General features: G+C 63.9%; 16 protein-coding genes. 7 read left to right on the forward strand and 9 right to left on the reverse strand.

The window, feature by feature from the left end:
- Positions 1–35 precede the first annotated feature (35 nt).
- From JET14_RS02975 to JET14_RS03010, 8 genes are all read right to left on the reverse strand, one after another.
- Positions 36–1,505 carry a putative N-acetylmannosamine-6-phosphate 2-epimerase gene (locus tag JET14_RS02975; protein WP_246750483.1) on the reverse strand — a complete coding sequence of 490 codons (1,470 nt, stop codon included), beginning with the start codon at positions 1,503–1,505 and terminating at the stop codon, positions 36–38.
- Positions 1,506–1,639: 134 nt separating this feature from the next.
- Positions 1,640–2,389 carry a GntR family transcriptional regulator gene (locus tag JET14_RS02980; protein WP_200336734.1) on the reverse strand — a complete coding sequence of 250 codons (750 nt, stop codon included), beginning with the start codon at positions 2,387–2,389 and terminating at the stop codon, positions 1,640–1,642.
- 142 nt (positions 2,390–2,531) lie between these two features.
- Positions 2,532–4,022: a carboxypeptidase M32 gene (locus tag JET14_RS02985; protein WP_200336735.1), complete on the reverse strand. Its 1,491-nt coding sequence runs from the start codon at positions 4,020–4,022 to the stop codon at positions 2,532–2,534.
- The gene (locus JET14_RS02990) at positions 4,019–5,050 is read right to left on the reverse strand and encodes an ABC transporter ATP-binding protein (protein ID WP_200336736.1); all 1,032 of its coding nucleotides are present in this window, start codon (positions 5,048–5,050) and stop codon (positions 4,019–4,021) included. Before JET14_RS02990 ends, JET14_RS02985 begins: the two co-directional genes overlap by 4 nt.
- Positions 5,047–6,012 (reverse strand): ABC transporter ATP-binding protein, encoded by a 966-nt coding sequence (locus tag JET14_RS02995; RefSeq protein ID WP_200336737.1) that lies wholly within the window; start codon positions 6,010–6,012, stop codon positions 5,047–5,049. Before JET14_RS02995 ends, JET14_RS02990 begins: the two co-directional genes overlap by 4 nt.
- Positions 6,009–6,920, reverse strand: coding sequence for an ABC transporter permease (locus JET14_RS03000; protein ID WP_200336738.1), 912 nt, complete (start codon positions 6,918–6,920; stop codon positions 6,009–6,011). Before JET14_RS03000 ends, JET14_RS02995 begins: the two co-directional genes overlap by 4 nt.
- The gene (locus JET14_RS03005) at positions 6,920–7,894 is read right to left on the reverse strand and encodes an ABC transporter permease (RefSeq protein WP_200336739.1); all 975 of its coding nucleotides are present in this window, start codon (positions 7,892–7,894) and stop codon (positions 6,920–6,922) included. Before JET14_RS03005 ends, JET14_RS03000 begins: the two co-directional genes overlap by 1 nt.
- 162 nt (positions 7,895–8,056) lie before the next feature.
- The gene (locus tag JET14_RS03010; RefSeq protein WP_024706202.1) at positions 8,057–9,628 is read right to left on the reverse strand and encodes an ABC transporter substrate-binding protein; all 1,572 of its coding nucleotides are present in this window, start codon (positions 9,626–9,628) and stop codon (positions 8,057–8,059) included.
- A gap of 186 nt (positions 9,629–9,814) precedes the next feature.
- On the opposite strand from JET14_RS03010, the gene JET14_RS03015 reads away from it, so the two are divergent.
- The 7 genes from JET14_RS03015 to JET14_RS03045 all read left to right on the forward strand — a co-directional run bounded on the left by JET14_RS03015 (position 9,815) and on the right by JET14_RS03045 (position 15,941).
- Positions 9,815–10,807 carry a GntR family transcriptional regulator gene (locus JET14_RS03015; protein ID WP_246750485.1) on the forward strand — a complete coding sequence of 331 codons (993 nt, stop codon included), beginning with the start codon at positions 9,815–9,817 and terminating at the stop codon, positions 10,805–10,807.
- On the forward strand, positions 10,779–11,480 hold the full coding sequence (locus tag JET14_RS03020; RefSeq protein ID WP_200336741.1) for a creatininase family protein: 702 nt from the start codon (positions 10,779–10,781) through the stop codon (positions 11,478–11,480). The genes JET14_RS03015 and JET14_RS03020 overlap by 29 nt, the downstream gene beginning before the upstream one ends.
- Positions 11,477–12,496, forward strand: coding sequence for a ketopantoate reductase family protein (locus tag JET14_RS03025; RefSeq protein WP_200336742.1), 1,020 nt, complete (start codon positions 11,477–11,479; stop codon positions 12,494–12,496). Before JET14_RS03020 ends, JET14_RS03025 begins: the two co-directional genes overlap by 4 nt.
- Entirely contained in the window at positions 12,487–13,239 is a 753-nt protein-coding gene (locus JET14_RS03030) for an SDR family NAD(P)-dependent oxidoreductase (protein ID WP_200336743.1), read from the forward strand. The genes JET14_RS03025 and JET14_RS03030 overlap by 10 nt, the downstream gene beginning before the upstream one ends.
- Positions 13,236–14,129 carry a polysaccharide deacetylase family protein gene (locus JET14_RS03035; RefSeq protein ID WP_200336744.1) on the forward strand — a complete coding sequence of 298 codons (894 nt, stop codon included), beginning with the start codon at positions 13,236–13,238 and terminating at the stop codon, positions 14,127–14,129. Before JET14_RS03030 ends, JET14_RS03035 begins: the two co-directional genes overlap by 4 nt.
- Before the next feature lie 3 nt (positions 14,130–14,132).
- Positions 14,133–15,056 (forward strand): isoaspartyl peptidase/L-asparaginase family protein, encoded by a 924-nt coding sequence (locus tag JET14_RS03040; protein WP_200336745.1) that lies wholly within the window; start codon positions 14,133–14,135, stop codon positions 15,054–15,056.
- 321 nt (positions 15,057–15,377) lie between these two features.
- Positions 15,378–15,941 carry a DUF6101 family protein gene (locus tag JET14_RS03045; protein ID WP_138746472.1) on the forward strand — a complete coding sequence of 188 codons (564 nt, stop codon included), beginning with the start codon at positions 15,378–15,380 and terminating at the stop codon, positions 15,939–15,941.
- Positions 15,942–15,949: 8 nt separating this feature from the next.
- Here JET14_RS03045 and ubiA read toward each other — a convergent pair whose 3' ends face one another.
- Complete coding sequence (gene ubiA / locus JET14_RS03050) at positions 15,950–16,903, reverse strand: 4-hydroxybenzoate octaprenyltransferase (RefSeq protein ID WP_200336746.1); 954 nt, start codon at positions 16,901–16,903, stop codon at positions 15,950–15,952.
- Between the last annotated feature and the right edge of the window lie 77 nt (positions 16,904–16,980).

Below are 16,980 nucleotides of genomic sequence, written 5' to 3' on the forward strand. Positions count from 1 at the left end.
CTTTTTGGCATTTGTTCAGTCAGTCACGTATCCGGTTAGGGCTTGCCTTCTCCTGCTGCGGAGCGCGCCAGATCGGCAATTCCGATCAGGCCGGCCTGAGCGCCGCAGCGCGCCGCCCGGATGTCCGGCCTCAGGCGTGCGGGCAGCGCTGCAAGGTTTTGCGAAACCCGCGGCAGGAAGCCGTCAGCCAGGCCGATGCCGCCGCCGATGATGACGACGTCGGGATCGAACATCAGCTTGATATCGGCGCAAAGCGTCGCAACCTTTGCCGCCGAGCCGTCGACGATGCCGGCGGCCCATGCCTCGCCTCTGGTCGCAGCCGCGAACACCGAGGGCGTGTCGGCGTCGTGTCCGAGCCGGGCGGCTTCGCCCGCGATAAACTTGCCGGAAACCCGGTCCTCCAGAGGTCCCGCCCCGCCCGATGCGCCGCGCGTCAGCCCGAAATGTCCGGCAAGCCCGGTCATCAGCCTGCCGTTGCTAACGACGCCGCCGCCGATTCCGGTCGAGATCGTCAGGAAAACGACGGAGTTGACGGCTTCCTTGGCAGCGCGATATTCGCCCCACGCGGCCGCCTGGGCGTCATTGAGGGCAAAGACGGGCGCCTTGAAGAAGCTTGCGGCGCGCTCTGCCAGGGGATAGGCGCCGGGAATATTGAGGGTCGCCGTGTTCAGGGCCTGCCAGCAGCCATCTTCCACAAGGCCCGTCGCCGCGATGCCGACGCAGCCGTAGCGGCCGTTCCAGGCGCGGGTTGCGGCCGCGATTGCCGCCAGCCAGCCGTCGGGATTGCCGCCTGCGGCGGTCGGCACCTGAACCTTCTCGATAATCGCGCCGGCGGAGATCAGAGCCGCCATCGATTTCGTGCCGCCGATATCGATGGCGAGAACCGGGCTGTCGCCGGCGGCCCGGTATGCGCCGGCGAGTGCATCGCGGAACCAAGCCGTGGTGTGTTCCGTGCGGGTGATGGCGGAGCCGACGGTGACCGCATAAGCGCCCGCCCGCGCGGCAGCGGCTGCTTGCTGCGGCGTCCGGATGCGGCCCTCGGCGATGACATAGGGCGTCAGGGCGGCCATTTCGGCGATGAGGGCGATATCCGGGTCGTCGGGCTCAGGACCCTCGACATAGCCGGAAAGGGTGGTGCCGACAAAATCGATGCCGCATTCAAGCGCGTTTCGGGCATCCTCAAGCGACGAACAGTCCGCCATGGTCAGCTTGCCGTGGGCGCGGGCGGCGGCTACAAGCGCGGCCAGTTCGACCGGACGCGGCCTGCGGGTTGCATCAAAGGCAATGATATCCGCGCCGGCGGCGGCAAGTTCGTCCACGTCCGAAAGAAACGGGGTTATACGCACCGGACTGTCTTCCAGGTCGCGCTTGGCGATGCCGATGATCGGCACGCTGACCTTCGGGCGCACCGCGCGAACATAGCGTTCGGATTCGATTCTGAGAGCGGCAGCGCCGGCCGCGACGGCAGCCATGGCGAAGCCTGCGACGAAAACCGGCTCGTCCATCGGGCCGCCGGGAACCGGCTGACAGGATACGATTAGGCTGTTTTTCAGAATGTCTGGACGCACCGGAACCCTCGCTGCTTTTTGCGATATAGCAGCCCAAGAAAGACCAGAATGCAACCAGTTTATAACTGGTATTATCGTCTCAGCTCGAAAACGAAATCATAGACATCGCCGCGGTAGCGCGTCTCGCAATACTCGACCACGTCGCCTTGTGGCAGGAAGCACCTGCGCTCGGTGACCAGAAGCGGGGTGAGAGGCGGGCAGGACAGGCGGTCGCTGTCTTCCTGCGAGGCGGAGCGCGTCCGCATGCGCTGAATGGCACGTTGCGGCAGGTAACCCCTTTTTTCCAGCGCGTCATAGAGCGAATGGCCGACCAACTCGGGTGCGGGAAGAAAGCGTTGGGGCACGCTGGCGATCTCGACGGCGATCGGCTTTCCGTCCGCGGTCCGGATGCGCTGCATGCGCAATATGCTCTCGCTGCTGCCGATCCCGAGGGCCATCATTTCGGTCGGGGACGGGCGGCTCATCTGCTTGGAAAGCCAGATACATCCAGGTTCCATGCCACGCGAACGGATGTCCTCGGAAAAGCTGGTCAGGTTCGACAGCGTCTTCTCGACTTTCGATGCAACTTCGGTTCGCGCGCCATGGCGCCTGGCGAGCAACCCGTCCTCCTCCAGAAGCGCGAAGCTCTTGCGAACCGTCACGCGCGAAAGACCGAGCGATTCGGCCAGAGCGCGCTCGCCCGGCAACCTCTCGCCGGCGTGCAGTTCATTGGAAAGAATGACCGTCTCAATCGCCGTTTTCAGGCGTTTGTACAGAGGAATATCCGTTGCGCTTCCGGCGAGTTCCGCGCGCACGCGCTTTATGATGTCCGACGTCGCCATATGCGATTCCAGTGAATGCGAAAAAAAATCATCTGGACTTATACTGGTATTATCTTTTCAATGCAAATAGGTAAGATATAGCTTGCCTTTGCGAGCCGGGATTGACCGCGGGGATGGCGATATGCACGGTGGTCAGGACGGCTTATCCGAATTTCCCGCTCAGATAGTTCAGGTAGGCGCTGCAATCTCCAGCTTCCGCGCCGATGGCCGAAAGCGCCGCGCGGCGGCCTCTCGAGCGGCCGTGCCGCCAGACGATCTCGCCGAGTTTTTGCCGCAGCGGCGCAAGATCGCCAGCCCTGGCTGCATCGCGGAGCCGAGGCTCGGTTTCATCGAGCCGGGCCATGATCTGGGCGGCGGTGACGTTGCCGATCGTGTAGGTCGGGAAGGAGCCGATATAGCCGCTCGACCAGTGCACGTCCTGGAGGCAGCCGAGCCCGTCATGCGGCACCGCGATGCCGAGGTCCTCGCCCATGGCCTCGTTCCAGGCCGCAGGCACGTCATCGACGGCAAGCGCGCCATCCATCAGCGCCATTTCGATGCGCACCCTCAGCATGATGTGCAGATCGTAGGTCAGTTCGTCCGCTTCCACGCGGACAAGGCCGGGCTCCGTCCGGTTGACGGCCAGGACGAACTCCTCTTCGCTGACATCGGCCAGCTGGTCCGGGAAATGCGCCTTGAGCCGTTCGAAGTGCAATGCCCAGAAATCGGCGGACCGGCCGATATGGTTCTCGAATAGTCGTGACTGGCTCTCATGCATGCCGAAACTGCTGCCCCCGACGGCGTAAAGGCCGATCAGATCAGTGGCATGGGCAGAGCGGGTGAGCGCCGGGTCGACGCCCTGTTCGTAGAGCGCATGGCCGGTCTCGTGCATCGTGCCGAAGATCGACATCGGCAGGTAGTTCGGGTTCCAGCGCGAGGTGATGCGGACATCCTGGCGGGTAAAGGAAATCTCGAAGGGGTGGACGGCGGTATCAAGCCGGCTGCGGGCAAAATCGAGGCCGAGAATTTCGGCAAGCTCCGTACAGAGCGCTTTCTGCTCCTCGACCGGATAGGTCCGATACAGAAAATCCGTGCGCGGTTTCGGACGGTTGAGCGCGGCGGCGAGAATTGGCTTGATGCCCTCGCGCAAGTCATCGAACAACGCCTTCAGCGAGGCGGCGGTTTCGCCGGGTTCGTATATCTGTACCATCGGGTCATAGGGGTGGGAGTCATAACCGATCGCACCGGCCATCTGGCGGGCCAGCGAGACGATCTCGGCGAGGTGCGGACGGAACAGGGTGAAATCGCCCTCCGCGCGGGCCTTCTCCCAGGCCCGACCGGCCAGGATCGAAATTTCGTCCTGGCGGCGCAGCAGGGCGGGCGGCACGCTCAGATGCCATTTGCGGGCGGCAAGCACGTCGCCGGCGGCGCGGCGCTCGCGCTCGTCGCCGGACGTTGCCATCACGGTCTCGGCGGCATCCTCCGTAGACGCCTCCAGCAAAAGCTCGCGCGCCTTGGCCTTCAGTGTGGCGATCTGCTGGCCGCGGGTTGCGGCCCCGCCCGGCGGCATCATCACCCGCGCATCCCATTGCAGCAGGTTGACGGCCGAAAGTATGTCGTTGATTTCGGCGATGCGGCTTGAAAACGCGTTCATGCGGCCTCCGGTTTTGCTGTGGCGCCCGTTCCGCCGTCATTGAGGTGGCAGGCAACCGATGCCGTTCCGCCTTGCGCCGGTTTCAGGCGCGGCAGTTCGGCCTTGCACCTGGGGCCGGCCATCGGGCAGCGCGGATGGAAGGCGCAGCCTTTCGGCGGATCGAGCGGCGAGGGGATCTCGCCCTCGATCGGCTGGAACGAACCGCGCCCGGCCCCAAGTTTCGGGATCGAGGCGAACAGCGCCTTGGTGTAGGGATGGCGCGGCGTGGCGTAAAGTTCTTCCGCCGAAGCTAGTTCGACGATGCGACCCAGATACATGATCGCCACACGGTCGCACACATGGCGCACGACCGAAAGGTCGTGGCTGATGAAAATGGCGGTAAGATCGAGTTCGCGGCGCAGATCCATGAACAGGTTCAGCACCTGCGCCTGGATCGAGACGTCCAGCGAGGCCACCGCTTCGTCCAGCACCAGCAGCTCCGGCTCCATGGCGAGCGCGCGGGCAATGGCGACGCGCTGGCGTTGACCGCCGGAAAACTGGTGCGGCAGGCGGTCGGCATAGGCGCCCTCCAGGCCCACCTGCTCAAGCAGACTGCGCACCCGGGCGCGGACTTCATTGGCCTTGACGATATGGTGGATGCGCGGGCCCTCGGCGATTGTCTCGCCTACCTTCATGCGCGGATTGAGGCTTGCGAACGGATCCTGATGGATCATTTGCACCTTGGTGGTGAGCTTGTCGACATTATTGCCGTGCTTACGGGCAACGGGCGCCCCGTTCAGAAGCACCTGGCCCTCGCTCGGCGTGTAGATGCCCGAGATGATGCGGCCGAGCGTGGACTTGCCGCAGCCCGATTCTCCGACAAGGCCGAGCACTTCGCCCTCGGCGACCTCCAGCGAGATATCGGAAAGCGCATGGACGGTTTCGCCCGACGGCCTGCCGGCGATCCTGTTGATGCCCTGGATGACGAGGCCGGGCTTGCGGGTGAAGCGCTTGTGAACGCCTTCGATCGTCAGAAGCGGCTTGCTCATGGGGCCTCCATCGGGTGATGACAGGAAACCGAATGCGTTCCGTCCTCATGCAAGGGCGGCTCGGTGGCGCAGATGTCGGTTGCGCGCGGACAGCGCGGCCTGAACGGGCAGCCGGACGGCAGGTTGGCGAGTTGCGGCGTCGAACCGGGGATCTGCGGCAGATGCGCGCCCGGCTCGTGCAGGCTGGGCACCGAGCCGATCAGGCCCACAGTATAGGGGTGGCGGGGGGCTGCGATCACTTCCTCGGCCGCGCCGCGCTCGACGATCCTGCCGGCATACATCACGCAGATATCATCGGCGAGGCTGGAGATCACGGCAAGATCATGGGTAATCCAGACAATCGCCGTGCCGGTCTCGTCGGCAAGCCGTCGCACCTCGGCAAGGATCTGGCTCTGGATCGAAACGTCGAGCGCCGTCGTCGGTTCGTCGGCGATGATCACCGCCGGGCGGTGGAGCAGTGCCGTGGCGATCGCCACGCGCTGGCGCATGCCGCCGGAAAGCTGGTGCGGATAGGCCTTCAGCCTTTCGCGGGCGGCCGGGATGCCGACAGTCTCGAGCGCCTGCCGCGCGCGCTCCCAGGCATCGCGTTTCGATATTTTTTCATGCACGCGCACGGCCATGGCCATCTGGTCGCCGATCCGCAAAACCGGGTTCAGCGTCATCATCGGGTCCTGAAACACCATGGCGACCTTGGCGCCGCGCAGCTTGCGCAGCGTCTCGGGCTTCAGCGCCCTTAGATCCTGGCCGTCGACCAGGACTTCGCCGCCGGTGATTTGGCCCGGTTCCTCGACGAGGCCGAGGATGGAAAAGCCAGTGACGCTCTTGCCCGAGCCGCTTTCGCCGACAAGGCCCATGATGCGGCCGCGCTCGACGGCAAAGCTGACATTGTTGACGGCGGTGACATCGCCGCGACGGGTTTCAAACCGGGTGGTGAGGCCCCGGACATCCAGTGCTTTGGTCATCGGCTGCGCCTCGGGTCCAGAACCGTGCGGACCTGATCGCCCACGAGATTGATCGTTACCACCGTCACCATCAGGAACAGGCCCGGGTAGATCGACAACCAGTAGCGATCCGTGTGGATGTATTTGAAGCCGTTGGCGATCAGCGAGCCGAGCGAGGGTTCGGTCAGCGGCAGGCCGACGCCGAGGAAGGACAGCGTCGCCTCAAGCGCGATGGCGCTTGCGACCTGAACCGTTGCGACGACGATCAGCGGCGGCAGCACGTTCGGCAGAAGATGGCGGAAGAGAACGCGGCCGGTCGGAAGCGGAGTCGAGCGCGCCGCCTCGATATAGTCCTTGCCGCGTTCGACGGTGGCCGCGCCATGGGTGGTGCGGGCGAAATAGGCATATTGGGCGATCACCAGCGCCAGAATGATCTGGCCGACGCCCTGTCCGAGAACGGCAACCAGCACCAGCGCCAGCAGGATCGCCGGCATCGACAGTTGCAGGTCGACGATGCGCATCAGAAACGCCTCGACCCGGCCGCCGAAATAGGCCGCCGAAAGCCCGACGCAAATGCCGACGAGAAGCGCCAGAGCGCCGGCGGAAAGACCGATGACGAAACTGGTGCGTAACCCGTAGAAGATCGCCGACAGCATGTCGCGGCCGACATTGTCCGTGCCGAGAATATGGGTATAGCCGCCCGAGCCGACCGTGCCGGGCTTCAGAAAGGCGTCCAGCCAATCGAGCTTCGCCATGTCATACGGGTCCTGCGGCGAAACCAGCGGCGCGGCGAAGGAGACGAACAGCAGGAGGACGATCATGATCAGCGAGACGACGGCGACCGGGGAACGGGCAAAGTCGGAACAGAAATTGCGGAAGCGTGCAGGGCGGGTTTCTACCGGTGCTGCGGCGGGCGCTGTATCAGCCATCACTTGCCTCCCTTCAGCCGCACGCGCGGGTCGAGCTGGGCGTAGATGATGTCGACGACGAGATTGATGAGCACGAACAGGATCACCACGAGAATGAGATAGGTGACCATGACGGGGCGGTCGAGCTGGAGGATGCTGTCGATGATCAGCTTGCCGACGCCCGGCCAATTGAAGACGCTTTCGGTGACGACGGCGAAGGCGAGCGTCGAGCCGAGTTCGAGGCCGAAGACGGTGACGATCGGGATCGAGATGTTGCGCAGCACATGGCGGAACACGATCTGCCGGTCGGGAAGGCCCTGGGCCCGCGCGAACTTCACATAATCCGTCTGCATGGCCTCGACCATGCCGGCCCGGGTCAGGCGGATGAGCAGGCCCATCATGAACAGCGACAGGTTGAAGGCCGGCATGATGACGTGCCGCCAGCCGTCGGCGGTGGCAAGCGAGGTCTGCAGGCCGAAGAACGAGCCGACATCGCCGCGCCCGCCCGATGGCAGCCAACCGAGATTGACGGCAAAGGCCATGACCAGCAGCATGCCGATCCAGAAGGTGGGGACGGAGAAGCCGAGAACCGACAGCGCCATGATCGCCTTGGCGGGGATGCTGTTCGGGCGGTAGCCCGCATAGATGCCGGCCGGAATTCCGATCAGCGTCGCGATCATCACGGCGACGAAAACCAGCTCCACGGTTGCCGGAAGTCTGGAGAAGACGAGCTTGATGACGGAAACGTTGTAGACCATCGACGTTCCGAGATCGCCATGGACGACATTGGACAAGAAGGTCAGATATTGCTGCCAGAGCGGCTGGTCGAGGCCGTATTGCTCGATCAGCTTCTGGCGGATCGCCTGGGTCGCGCCGGGATCGATCATCACGTCGATCGGATTGCCGATCGCGTAGACGCCGAGAAAGACGATAACCGACATGGCGAAGATGACGACAACGGCCTGCAGAAACCGCTGGACAAGAAAACCAAGCATCCGAGCCTCTTGGAATTAAGCATGCGCATCTGCGCGACGCGCTGAATATCGCACGAACAGGATCATCCGGCATCCGGCCGGGCATCATTCGCCGATGAAGGGCTGCGGCCGAACCGGTCGCAGCCCGTGAACGCCCTGGCGCAAGAGCGTTCGTGCCACGCCTTATTGGGCGGGCGTGATTTCGTAGGCGCGCGTTTCCTGGTCGACGCGCGGCGTGATGTCGAGCGTGTCGGCATCGGCGGCCCAGACGGTCTGCAGGATGACGGTCGGGATCAGGGCGCGGTCATCCATGGCGATGAAGGAGGCCTGCTCATAGAGCTCGCGGCGTTTGTCGGCGTCAAGCGTCTGCGTGCCTTCGTCGAACACCTTGTCGAATTCCGGGTTGGAATAGCCGGTGCGGTTGAAGTTGCCGAAGCCCTTTTCCGCGTCCTTGGTGTGCGTCAGGGCGCCGTAGGTATAGGCGGCCTCGCCCGTCAGCGTGCCCCAGGCCGACATGGTCATTGTGTATTCCTCGCGCGCCGCGGCGGGGAAGAAGACCGTGCCGTTCAGCGCCTGGGCGTTGACCTTCAGGCCGAGCCGGGCCCACATCTGCGCCAGCGCCTCGCAGACCACGGCATCGCCGGGAACGCGGTTGTTGGTGCAGGTGAAATCGATCTCGAAACCGTCCGGATAACCGGCTTCGGCCAGGAGCGCCTTGGCCTGTTCGAGGTCGTATTCGCGCGGGCCGAGCTCGTCGGTGTAGCCGAAGAAGCCCTCCGGCATGAGCTGGTTGGCCGGGTTGCCGAGACCTTCGAGCACGACATTGACGAGGACGTCGCGGTTGATCGCAAGGTCGAGCGCCTTTCTGACGCGCAGATCCTGCAGCGGGTTGCCGTCGACCGGCTTGCCGTTGACGGTGATCGGCTGCGGCTCCTCGTCCTTCACGCTCGGCGCGATGTTGAGGATGTAGATCGAGTCGGAGATGAAGGTCTCCAGACTGTCGTCGTTCTGGAAGGCCAGATAGTCGGAGGCCGGAACGTAGTTGATCAGGTCGACATCGCCCGAGCGCAGCGCCGCGACGCGGGCGGCATCATCCGGAATTTCGCGGCGAATGACCTTGTCCCAGGCCGGTTCCTCGCCCCAGTAGCCGTCGAAGCGCTCGAGCACGAGGTCGCCCTTGGGCTCCCAGGAGACGAACTTGTAGGGCCCGGTGCCGATCGCGGCCTCGCCGGAGTTGAACTCCTCGTTGCGGGCTTCCATGCCGGTCTCGGACGGCACGACGAAAAGACGGGTGAAGTCGTTGGGAAGCGCCGGCGCCGTGCCCTTGGTGTGGACGCGCAGCGTATAGTCGTCGACCACTTCCACGCTGTCGACATATTTGGTGTAGAGCGTCATCGGCATCGGGCCGGTGACTTCCGGAATGCGCTCGATCGAGAATTTGACGTCCTCGGCGGTGAAGTCCGAGCCGTCATGGAATTTCACGCCTTCGCGCAGCTTGAACTCCCAGGTCGTGTCGTCGATCGGCTCCCAGCTGACGGCAAGGCCGGGCTTCAGCTGCAGCTTGTCATCGACGTCGACGACGGTGTCGTAGATGTGGCGGAGCGCTTCGGCCTGGCTGCCGAGCGTCGACCAGTGCGGGTCGATGGAATCGGGGCCGGCACGCAGGCCGATGATCAGGTCGTCGGCAAGTGCGGCCGGCGCGGCTGCCATCAGCGCGAGCGCGGTGACGGCGGAGCGAAGAAGGGCTTTGTTCATCAGGATTGTTCCCCTTTGTTTCAGATAATTGATACGATAGTCCCGGATTTTTGATACGGTCAACCCTGATTTGTCACAAAAATGATTTTGAAATCATAAAAACAGCGCCTTCAAAGGCTTGGCAGGCTTGGTGTTTTTGTTCATTATAACACTATGACAGACACACAGGTGCAATTCGATCAGGCAATGGATCGCATCATCGATGCCATTGATCGCTCATCTTCGGTTCCCGTTTCGGTGCAGCTGCGCGGAGCGCTGGAGTTCGGCATTGCCTCCGGCGAACTTCCGGCAGGAGGGCGCATGCCGTCGGTGCGCGCTTTGGCGGCAAGGCTCGGCATCTCGCCGGTCACGGTCAGTACCGTTTACGCAGCGCTCCGGGAGGTCGGGCATACGGAAGGGCGCGTCGGTTCCGGCACCTTCGTCAAGAGCATCTCGGTTCCCGGCAACCAGGCGCGCCTGCGCGAGCTCGACATGCGGATCGCCGATCTGGTGGAGCTTGGCCGCGACTGCGGCCTGTCGCCGAGCGAGCTTGCAACGCGCGTATCCATGGCCCCGAGCCGCCCCGACATGACGATGCGTCTTCTGATCGTCGGCAATTTCATCGAGGCGACCGAGGCCTATGCGGCGGCGCTGCGCCCGCTCCTTGCCCATGGCGACACGCTTTCGGTCGCGACCATGGACATGCTGAAGGAGATCGCCCCCGGCAGCGTCGACCTGGTGATCTCGCCGCGCAGCCTGCTGAAGCCGGCGCGCGATCATTTCGCCGATACGCCGATCACCGGCGTCACGCTGATACCGGACGAGGCCACGCGGGTGGCGCTTGCCTCGCTCGCGACCGATGCCGGGGTCGTCGGCTATTCCTATTTCGACACTTTTGTGACGCTGATGAAGGCGGGCATCCGCCGTTTCGGCCCACACTTAACCGAACTTACCATGGTGGTGCGCGGCGAGCCGGGTGCCGAGGAGGCAATCGCCCGTGCCGACGTCCTCGTCTACGCGACCGGCGCCGAATACCTGCTCGAGATGCTGAGGCCCGACCAGCGCGCCTTCGAGTACCGGCACACGCCCGATATCCATTCCGTGCGGAAGGAACTGCTTCCGACGATCGAAGCCTACAGAACAAAAATCCTCAAGAAACGGAGGGGCAACGTTGAAAATTTCCGAAAGCAACTGGTTTGAGATCGAGGCGTATCTGAAGACGGACGACCGCTGCGTCCTGCCGCTTGGCAGCACCGAGCAGCATGCCTGGCTCAGCCTTTCGGTCGACAGTATTCTTTCCGAGAAGGTCGCGGCCGATGCCGCCGAGCCGCTGGGCGTGCCGGTCTTTCCGGCCGTCGCCTACGGGCTGACGCCTTATTTCATGGCTTTCCCGGGGTCGGTAACCCTGAAGCTCTCGACCTATGCGGCGCTCGTTTCCGATATTCTCGACAGTCTTTATGCGACCGGCTTTCGTCGCATTCTGATCGTCAACGGCCATGGCGGCAACACGCCGGTTCAGCCGGTGACCATGGAGTGGATGGAACGCCATGACGGCGCGCGCTGCCGCTTTCATGACTGGTGGAGGGCGCCGAAGACGTTTGCGGCCGTGCGCGAGATCGACCCCGTCGCCAGCCATGCAAGCTGGATGGAGAACTTTCCCTGGACCCGGCTGCCGGGCCGCGAGATGCCGGCCGAGCAGAAGCCCTACGTCGATTTCGACCGGCTGCGCGACCGCAATTCGCAAGGTGTGCGCGAACTGATCGGCGACGGCAATTACGGTGGTCTTTATCAACGACCCGACGAGGACATGGACCGGATATGGTCCGTCGCCGTCGAAGAGACGCGCAGCCTGATCGAGGGTGACTGGGCATGAGCAATTCTCCTGTTCTGATCTGGGGCGCCGGCGCGATCGGCGGCGTCCTCGGCGCTTGTTTCGCCCGGGCCGGTCATGACGTGCATATGGTCGATATCGTTCCGGACCATGTCGAGGCGATGCGCACCGCGGGCCTGAGGATCGAGGGGCCGGTGGAGGCGTTCACGCATGTGTTGCCGGCAAGCACGCCCGACGAACTGGAAGGGCAGTTCGAGCGCGTGTTCCTGGCGGTCAAGGCGCATCACACGGCCGAAGCGCTGGAGATGCTTATCCCGCATCTGGCGCCGGGCGGCTATGTCGTCTCTGCCCAGAACGGCCTCAACGAAAAGGTGATCGCCGAGAGGATCGGCGCCGAGAATACCGTCGGCTGTTTCGTCAACTTCGGCGCAGACTGGCTGGAGCCGGGGCGTATTCTGTACGGCAACCGCGCTGCCGTTGCCGTCGGAGAGCTCGACGGCCGGATGACGCCGCGTGTCGCCGAAGTTCACAGGCTCCTGTCGCTGGTCGAACCGGACGCGGTGGCGACCGACAATATCTGGGGCTATCTCTGGGGCAAGATGGGCTACGGCGCGCTTCTGTTCTGCACCGCGCTGACGCCTCTTTCCATGTCGGATGCGATGGCGCGTCCGGAACACCGCGTCGTTTATGAAAGGCTCGGCCATGAGGTGATGACGCTTGCGGCAGCGGAAGGCGCCAACCCGCTCGGCTTCAATGGATTTGATCCGGCGGCCTTTCTGGCGGCCGATCCGGAGGGTATGCGGATCGCGATCGAGAAGATGGTGGCGCATAACCGCAAGACCGCAAAGACCCATTCCGGCATCTGGCGCGATCTGGCCGTGCGCAAGCGCAAGACGGAGGTGGATGCCCAGATCGGCACGATGATCCCGCTTGCCGCCTCGCACGGTCTTGCCGTTCCCGCGCTCGCCAGGATGGTCGACCTCATTCATGCTATCGAAGACGGGAAGCGCGAACAATCGGCGGCCCTTGTCGATGAGATGGTGCCGCTGTGCAGCTAGATCTTTCCGGAAGAATCTTCGCCGTCACCGGCGCGGCGCAGGGCATCGGCGTGGCCATTGTCCGCCAGTTGAGGACTTCGGGCGCCGACGTCGCGGCCATCGATATCGACGGCGATGGCATGATGTCCCTGGAGGCGGAGGGCATCAGCCTGCATCAGGCCGATCTCGGCAGCCGCGAGGGCGCCCATGCCGCCATCCGGTCGGTGCTTGCGCAACATGGCCGGGTCGACGGTCTTGTGATGTCGGCCGGCGGGGTGCGCGGACAGGCAGGCCGCCCGATCGAAGAGATCGGCGAGGATGACTGGCGCGTGATCTTCCAGGCCAATGTCGATGCCGCCATGTGGTGCGCTCAGGCCGTGGCGCCGGGCATGAAGCAGAACGGCGGGGGCCGGATCATCACAATTTCCTCAGGCGCGGGCCTGCGGCCGAGCCTCACCGGCATCCAGGCCTATGCCAGTGCAAAACACGCGCTTGTGGGGCTGACGAAACAGCTGGCGCTCGAGCTCGGCCCCTTCGGCATCACGGTCAATTCCGTGGCGCCGGGCTTCATTCTTTCCAACCCTTCGACGCATAAGCAGTGGCAGGCCTTCGGGCCGGAGCGGCAGAAAGCGGTTGTCGCCGGCATTCACATGCGCCGTCTCGGCGCGCCGGCCGATATCGCGAACGCAGTGACGTTTCTGGCTTCGCCGCAAGCAGGCTGGATCAGCGGACAAATCCTTTCGGTCGATGGAGGCCATGCATGAGCGAACCCTATGAATGGGACGAAGCGACCTGGCGCGGCCGGGTCAACCAGGTGCGCGCGGGCAGAAGCCTGCTGCCGAAAGCCTGGCCGAACGGCGCGCGCTGCGCCGTGGCGCTGAGCTTCGACAGCGACCACGAGACCAATGAGCTGCGCGACGGCGGCGAATCGCCCGCCCGCCTCAGCTGGGGCGAGTTCGGCGCGCGGCGCGGAATCCCGCGCATCCGCAAGGTGCTTGATCGCTTTGGCGCGAAGGCGAGTTTCTTCGTGCCAGCCGTCTCCGCGCTCCTGCATCCTGAAGAGCAGAGGTCCCTTGCTGATGACGGCCACGAGATCGCCCTCCACGGCTGGATCCACGAGCGCAATGCCCAGGTGCCGGCCGATAAGGAGCGCGAACTGATGCTGCGTTCCGGCGATACGCTGGAGAAGATCACGGGCAGTCGGCCAGTCGGCATGCGCACGCCCTCGTGGGACTATTCCGATGCGACGCTGAAGATCGCCCGCGAACTCGGCCTTCTCTATGACAGTTCGCTCTTTGCCGATGACGATCCCTATGAAATCCTCGATAATGGCGAGGCTACCGGCATTGTCGAACTGCCGGTCGAGTGGATCCGCGATGACGCCGTCTATTTCATGATGAACCGGTTCGGCGCGCAGCGGCCCTATACCCCGCCTGCCGATGTTCTCGACATCTTCCGGCGTGAGTTCGACGGCGCCTATGCGGAAGGCGGCATGTTCCTGCTGACCATGCATCCGCATATTACCGGCTATCGGTCGCGCATCTTCATTCTGGAAGAACTGTTGTCCCACATCACGGCAAAGGGCGATTGCTGGATTGCCACCCATGCGGATATCGCCCGCTACTGCGCCCGGGAAGCCGGGCTGAAGGAGTAAGACATGCGCTATTCTCTGGCGGTCCATGGCGGGGCCGGAACCATTTTGAAATCGAAGATGACGGTGGAGAAGGAAGCGGCCTATCACGCGGGCCTGCGTCGCGCGCTCGAAGCGGGCGAGGCGGTGCTGAAGGATGGCGGACCGGCCCTCGATGCTGTCACCGCAGCCGTTTGCGCGCTTGAGGATGAGCCGCTGTTCAATGCCGGACGCGGCGCGGTTTTTACCGATCACGGCGAACAGGAGATGGATGCTGCCGTCATGGACGGCCGTGACCGCAGGGCCGGCGCCGTCGCCGGCATTTTCGGGCCGAAGAACCCGGTGCGCGCGGCCCGCGCGGTGATGGAAAACACCGTCCATGTGTGCATGACCGGCCCGAACGCGCTGGAAATTGCCCGCAAGGCCGGCCTGGAATTCGGCGACAAGGACTATTTCTTCACCGAGGCCCGCTGGAATGCGCTTCAGGAAACCCTGAAGATGAAGGCCAAGGGCGAGGATGACGCCGACCCGGCGCGCCGTCACGGCACGGTCGGCGCGGTGGCTTGCGACAATGACGGCAATCTGGCTGCCGCCACCTCCACCGGCGGCTGGACCGGCAAGGCCAAGGGCCGAATCGGCGATACGCCGGTGATCGGCGCCGGCACCTATGCCGACAATGCCACATGCGCTGTTTCCGGCACGGGCCATGGCGAAATCTTCATCCGCTGGACGGCGGCCTCCGAGATCGCGGCCCGCATGCGCTACAAGGGCGAAAGCCTGGAAGACGCGGCGCGCCATGTCGTGATGGTCGATCTCGGTGAAAACGACGGCTCCGGCGGTGTCATCGCCGTCGACCGCGAAGGTAACATCGCCCTGCCGTTCAATTCGGAAGGCATGTATCGCGGCCATGTCCGCGCGGGCGAGGAGGCGGTTACCGCGATCTATCGCTGATGATCCCGATGCGGCTGTCGGCCGGCCTTGCCTGTCTGAGGGCAGGCAAGGTGTCTGCGGTCTTGCCGAGAACATCTGCCGGACAGGCGCAGCCGACGCGGGCCGCTCGCGGCATCCAAGGTTAACCCATCCTTGCCCGGGCCTTCACGCTCTCTCAACCCTTACGGATCGGATTTTGATAACCATTCATCCGGGTTGGATTTTCTTAACCCTGCTTGTTAAGGCGGCTGGTAAGAACCTCGCCTAGGATGGCCTTCAGACGGACGGAAAGTTCGCAGAGAAAAAAGCCGGATACCGGCGACAGAGCCAAAGGGTGATCAGATGACGAATTCGCAGGTCAAGAGGGGCAATGAGGAACCGGTTCTCAGGATAGATCCGGCGCACTTCCCGCAGAAGTTCTCCTATGTCGCCAAGGGGGCGGAAACCCGTATCGGCGTCAAGCTCGATCAGCGCGGCGCCGTTGTCCGCCGCAACCTGCCTTCCAGCAACCTGCCCTTCTCCATCGCGCTTCCGGGCCGCGCCTTCAAGGGCGTTGCCGCCCGCGCCGTTGCCCATGCCGATGGCGGGATCACGGTGACGCTGGAACTGCACCACGCAGATCCGGAACTCTGCATTCCGCTGCTTGTCGCCCATGACCTGAGCGAAATTGTGGCCGACTGGCAGGACTGGGCGCTGCTCTACGATATTCCGATGATGATGGTTGAAGCCGACGGCATTGCCCGTCCGGTGGATTTCAAGCCACACCAGGCCGTTGCCGCCAATGATGATGCCGCAGGTCCCGCCCGCCGCGCTGCCGCCCGCAGCATCAAGCGCCTTGCCATGCGGCTCAGCGACTGCCCGATCGGCGTGAAGATGACGGTCAAGGGCCGCGCGGTCGCTGCCTGAGCCGCGGCTCAGCCGATGAAGATCGCTGCCACAAGGCCGAGAAAGACGACCAGCCCGACGCGGCTGTTGAACTTGAACAGTTTGAGGCACTGCGCGCCGTCATCGATGTCGAGCACCGCGATCTGGTAGAACAGCATGGCACCTGCCGCCAGAAGGCCGGCGAACGCGGCCCAGCCGAGGCCGGCGACCAGATAGGCGACGACAAGCAGGGTCAGCATGGCGCCGTAGAAGAGGATGAGCCACGGCTTCGTCCTCTCCCCGAACAGCCGCGCGGTGGAGCGCACGCCGATGAGCGCGTCATCCTCCTTGTCCTGATGGGCATAGATCGTGTCGTAACCGATGGTCCAGACGATCGCGGCGAGATAGACCAGCACGGCCGGCAGTGAAAGCGAGCCGAATACCGCCGCCCAGCCGACAAGGCCACCCCAGGAAAAAGCCAACCCCAGGAACAGTTGCGGCCAGTCGGTGAACCGCTTGGCAAACGGGTAGATCGCCACGAAGGCGAGCGATGCGAAGCCGAGCAGAACCGTGAAAAGATTGAACGACAACAGCACGGCAAGCCCGGTCAGTGCCTGTAACAAGATGAAGATCTTCGCCTGACGCCGGGTGACGCGGCCGGACGGCAGGGGCCGCGAGCGCGTGCGCGCCACCTGATTGTCGATGTCATGGTCGACGAGGTCATTATAGGTGCAGCCCGCCCCGCGCATGGCAACCGCGCCGATGAAGAACAGCAGAAGATGGGCGATGAACTGGCCGGGCCGGAAGGCGTTGGCCTCGGCCGTCACGGCCGCCGCCATAGCCGCCGACCAGAAGCACGGCCACATCAGCAATTGCCAGCCGATCGGCCGGTCCCAGCGGGCAAGCTGGGCATAGGGCCAAAGCCGGCGCGGCAAAAGGTTGTAGACGAAATTATCCGACGGAGCGTCGAAAACGCGGCCGTTATCCTCTGTGGTCGTGCCCATAAATCCTCGGTGCATCAAAGCGTCTGATCTGCCGGCCGGTCAGCCGTCGACTTCAAGCCTTGATACCTGAAGAAGGC

The sequence above is a fragment of the Martelella lutilitoris genome, assembly GCF_016598595.1.
GTDB classification, from domain to species: domain Bacteria; phylum Pseudomonadota; class Alphaproteobacteria; order Rhizobiales; family Rhizobiaceae; genus Martelella; species Martelella lutilitoris_A.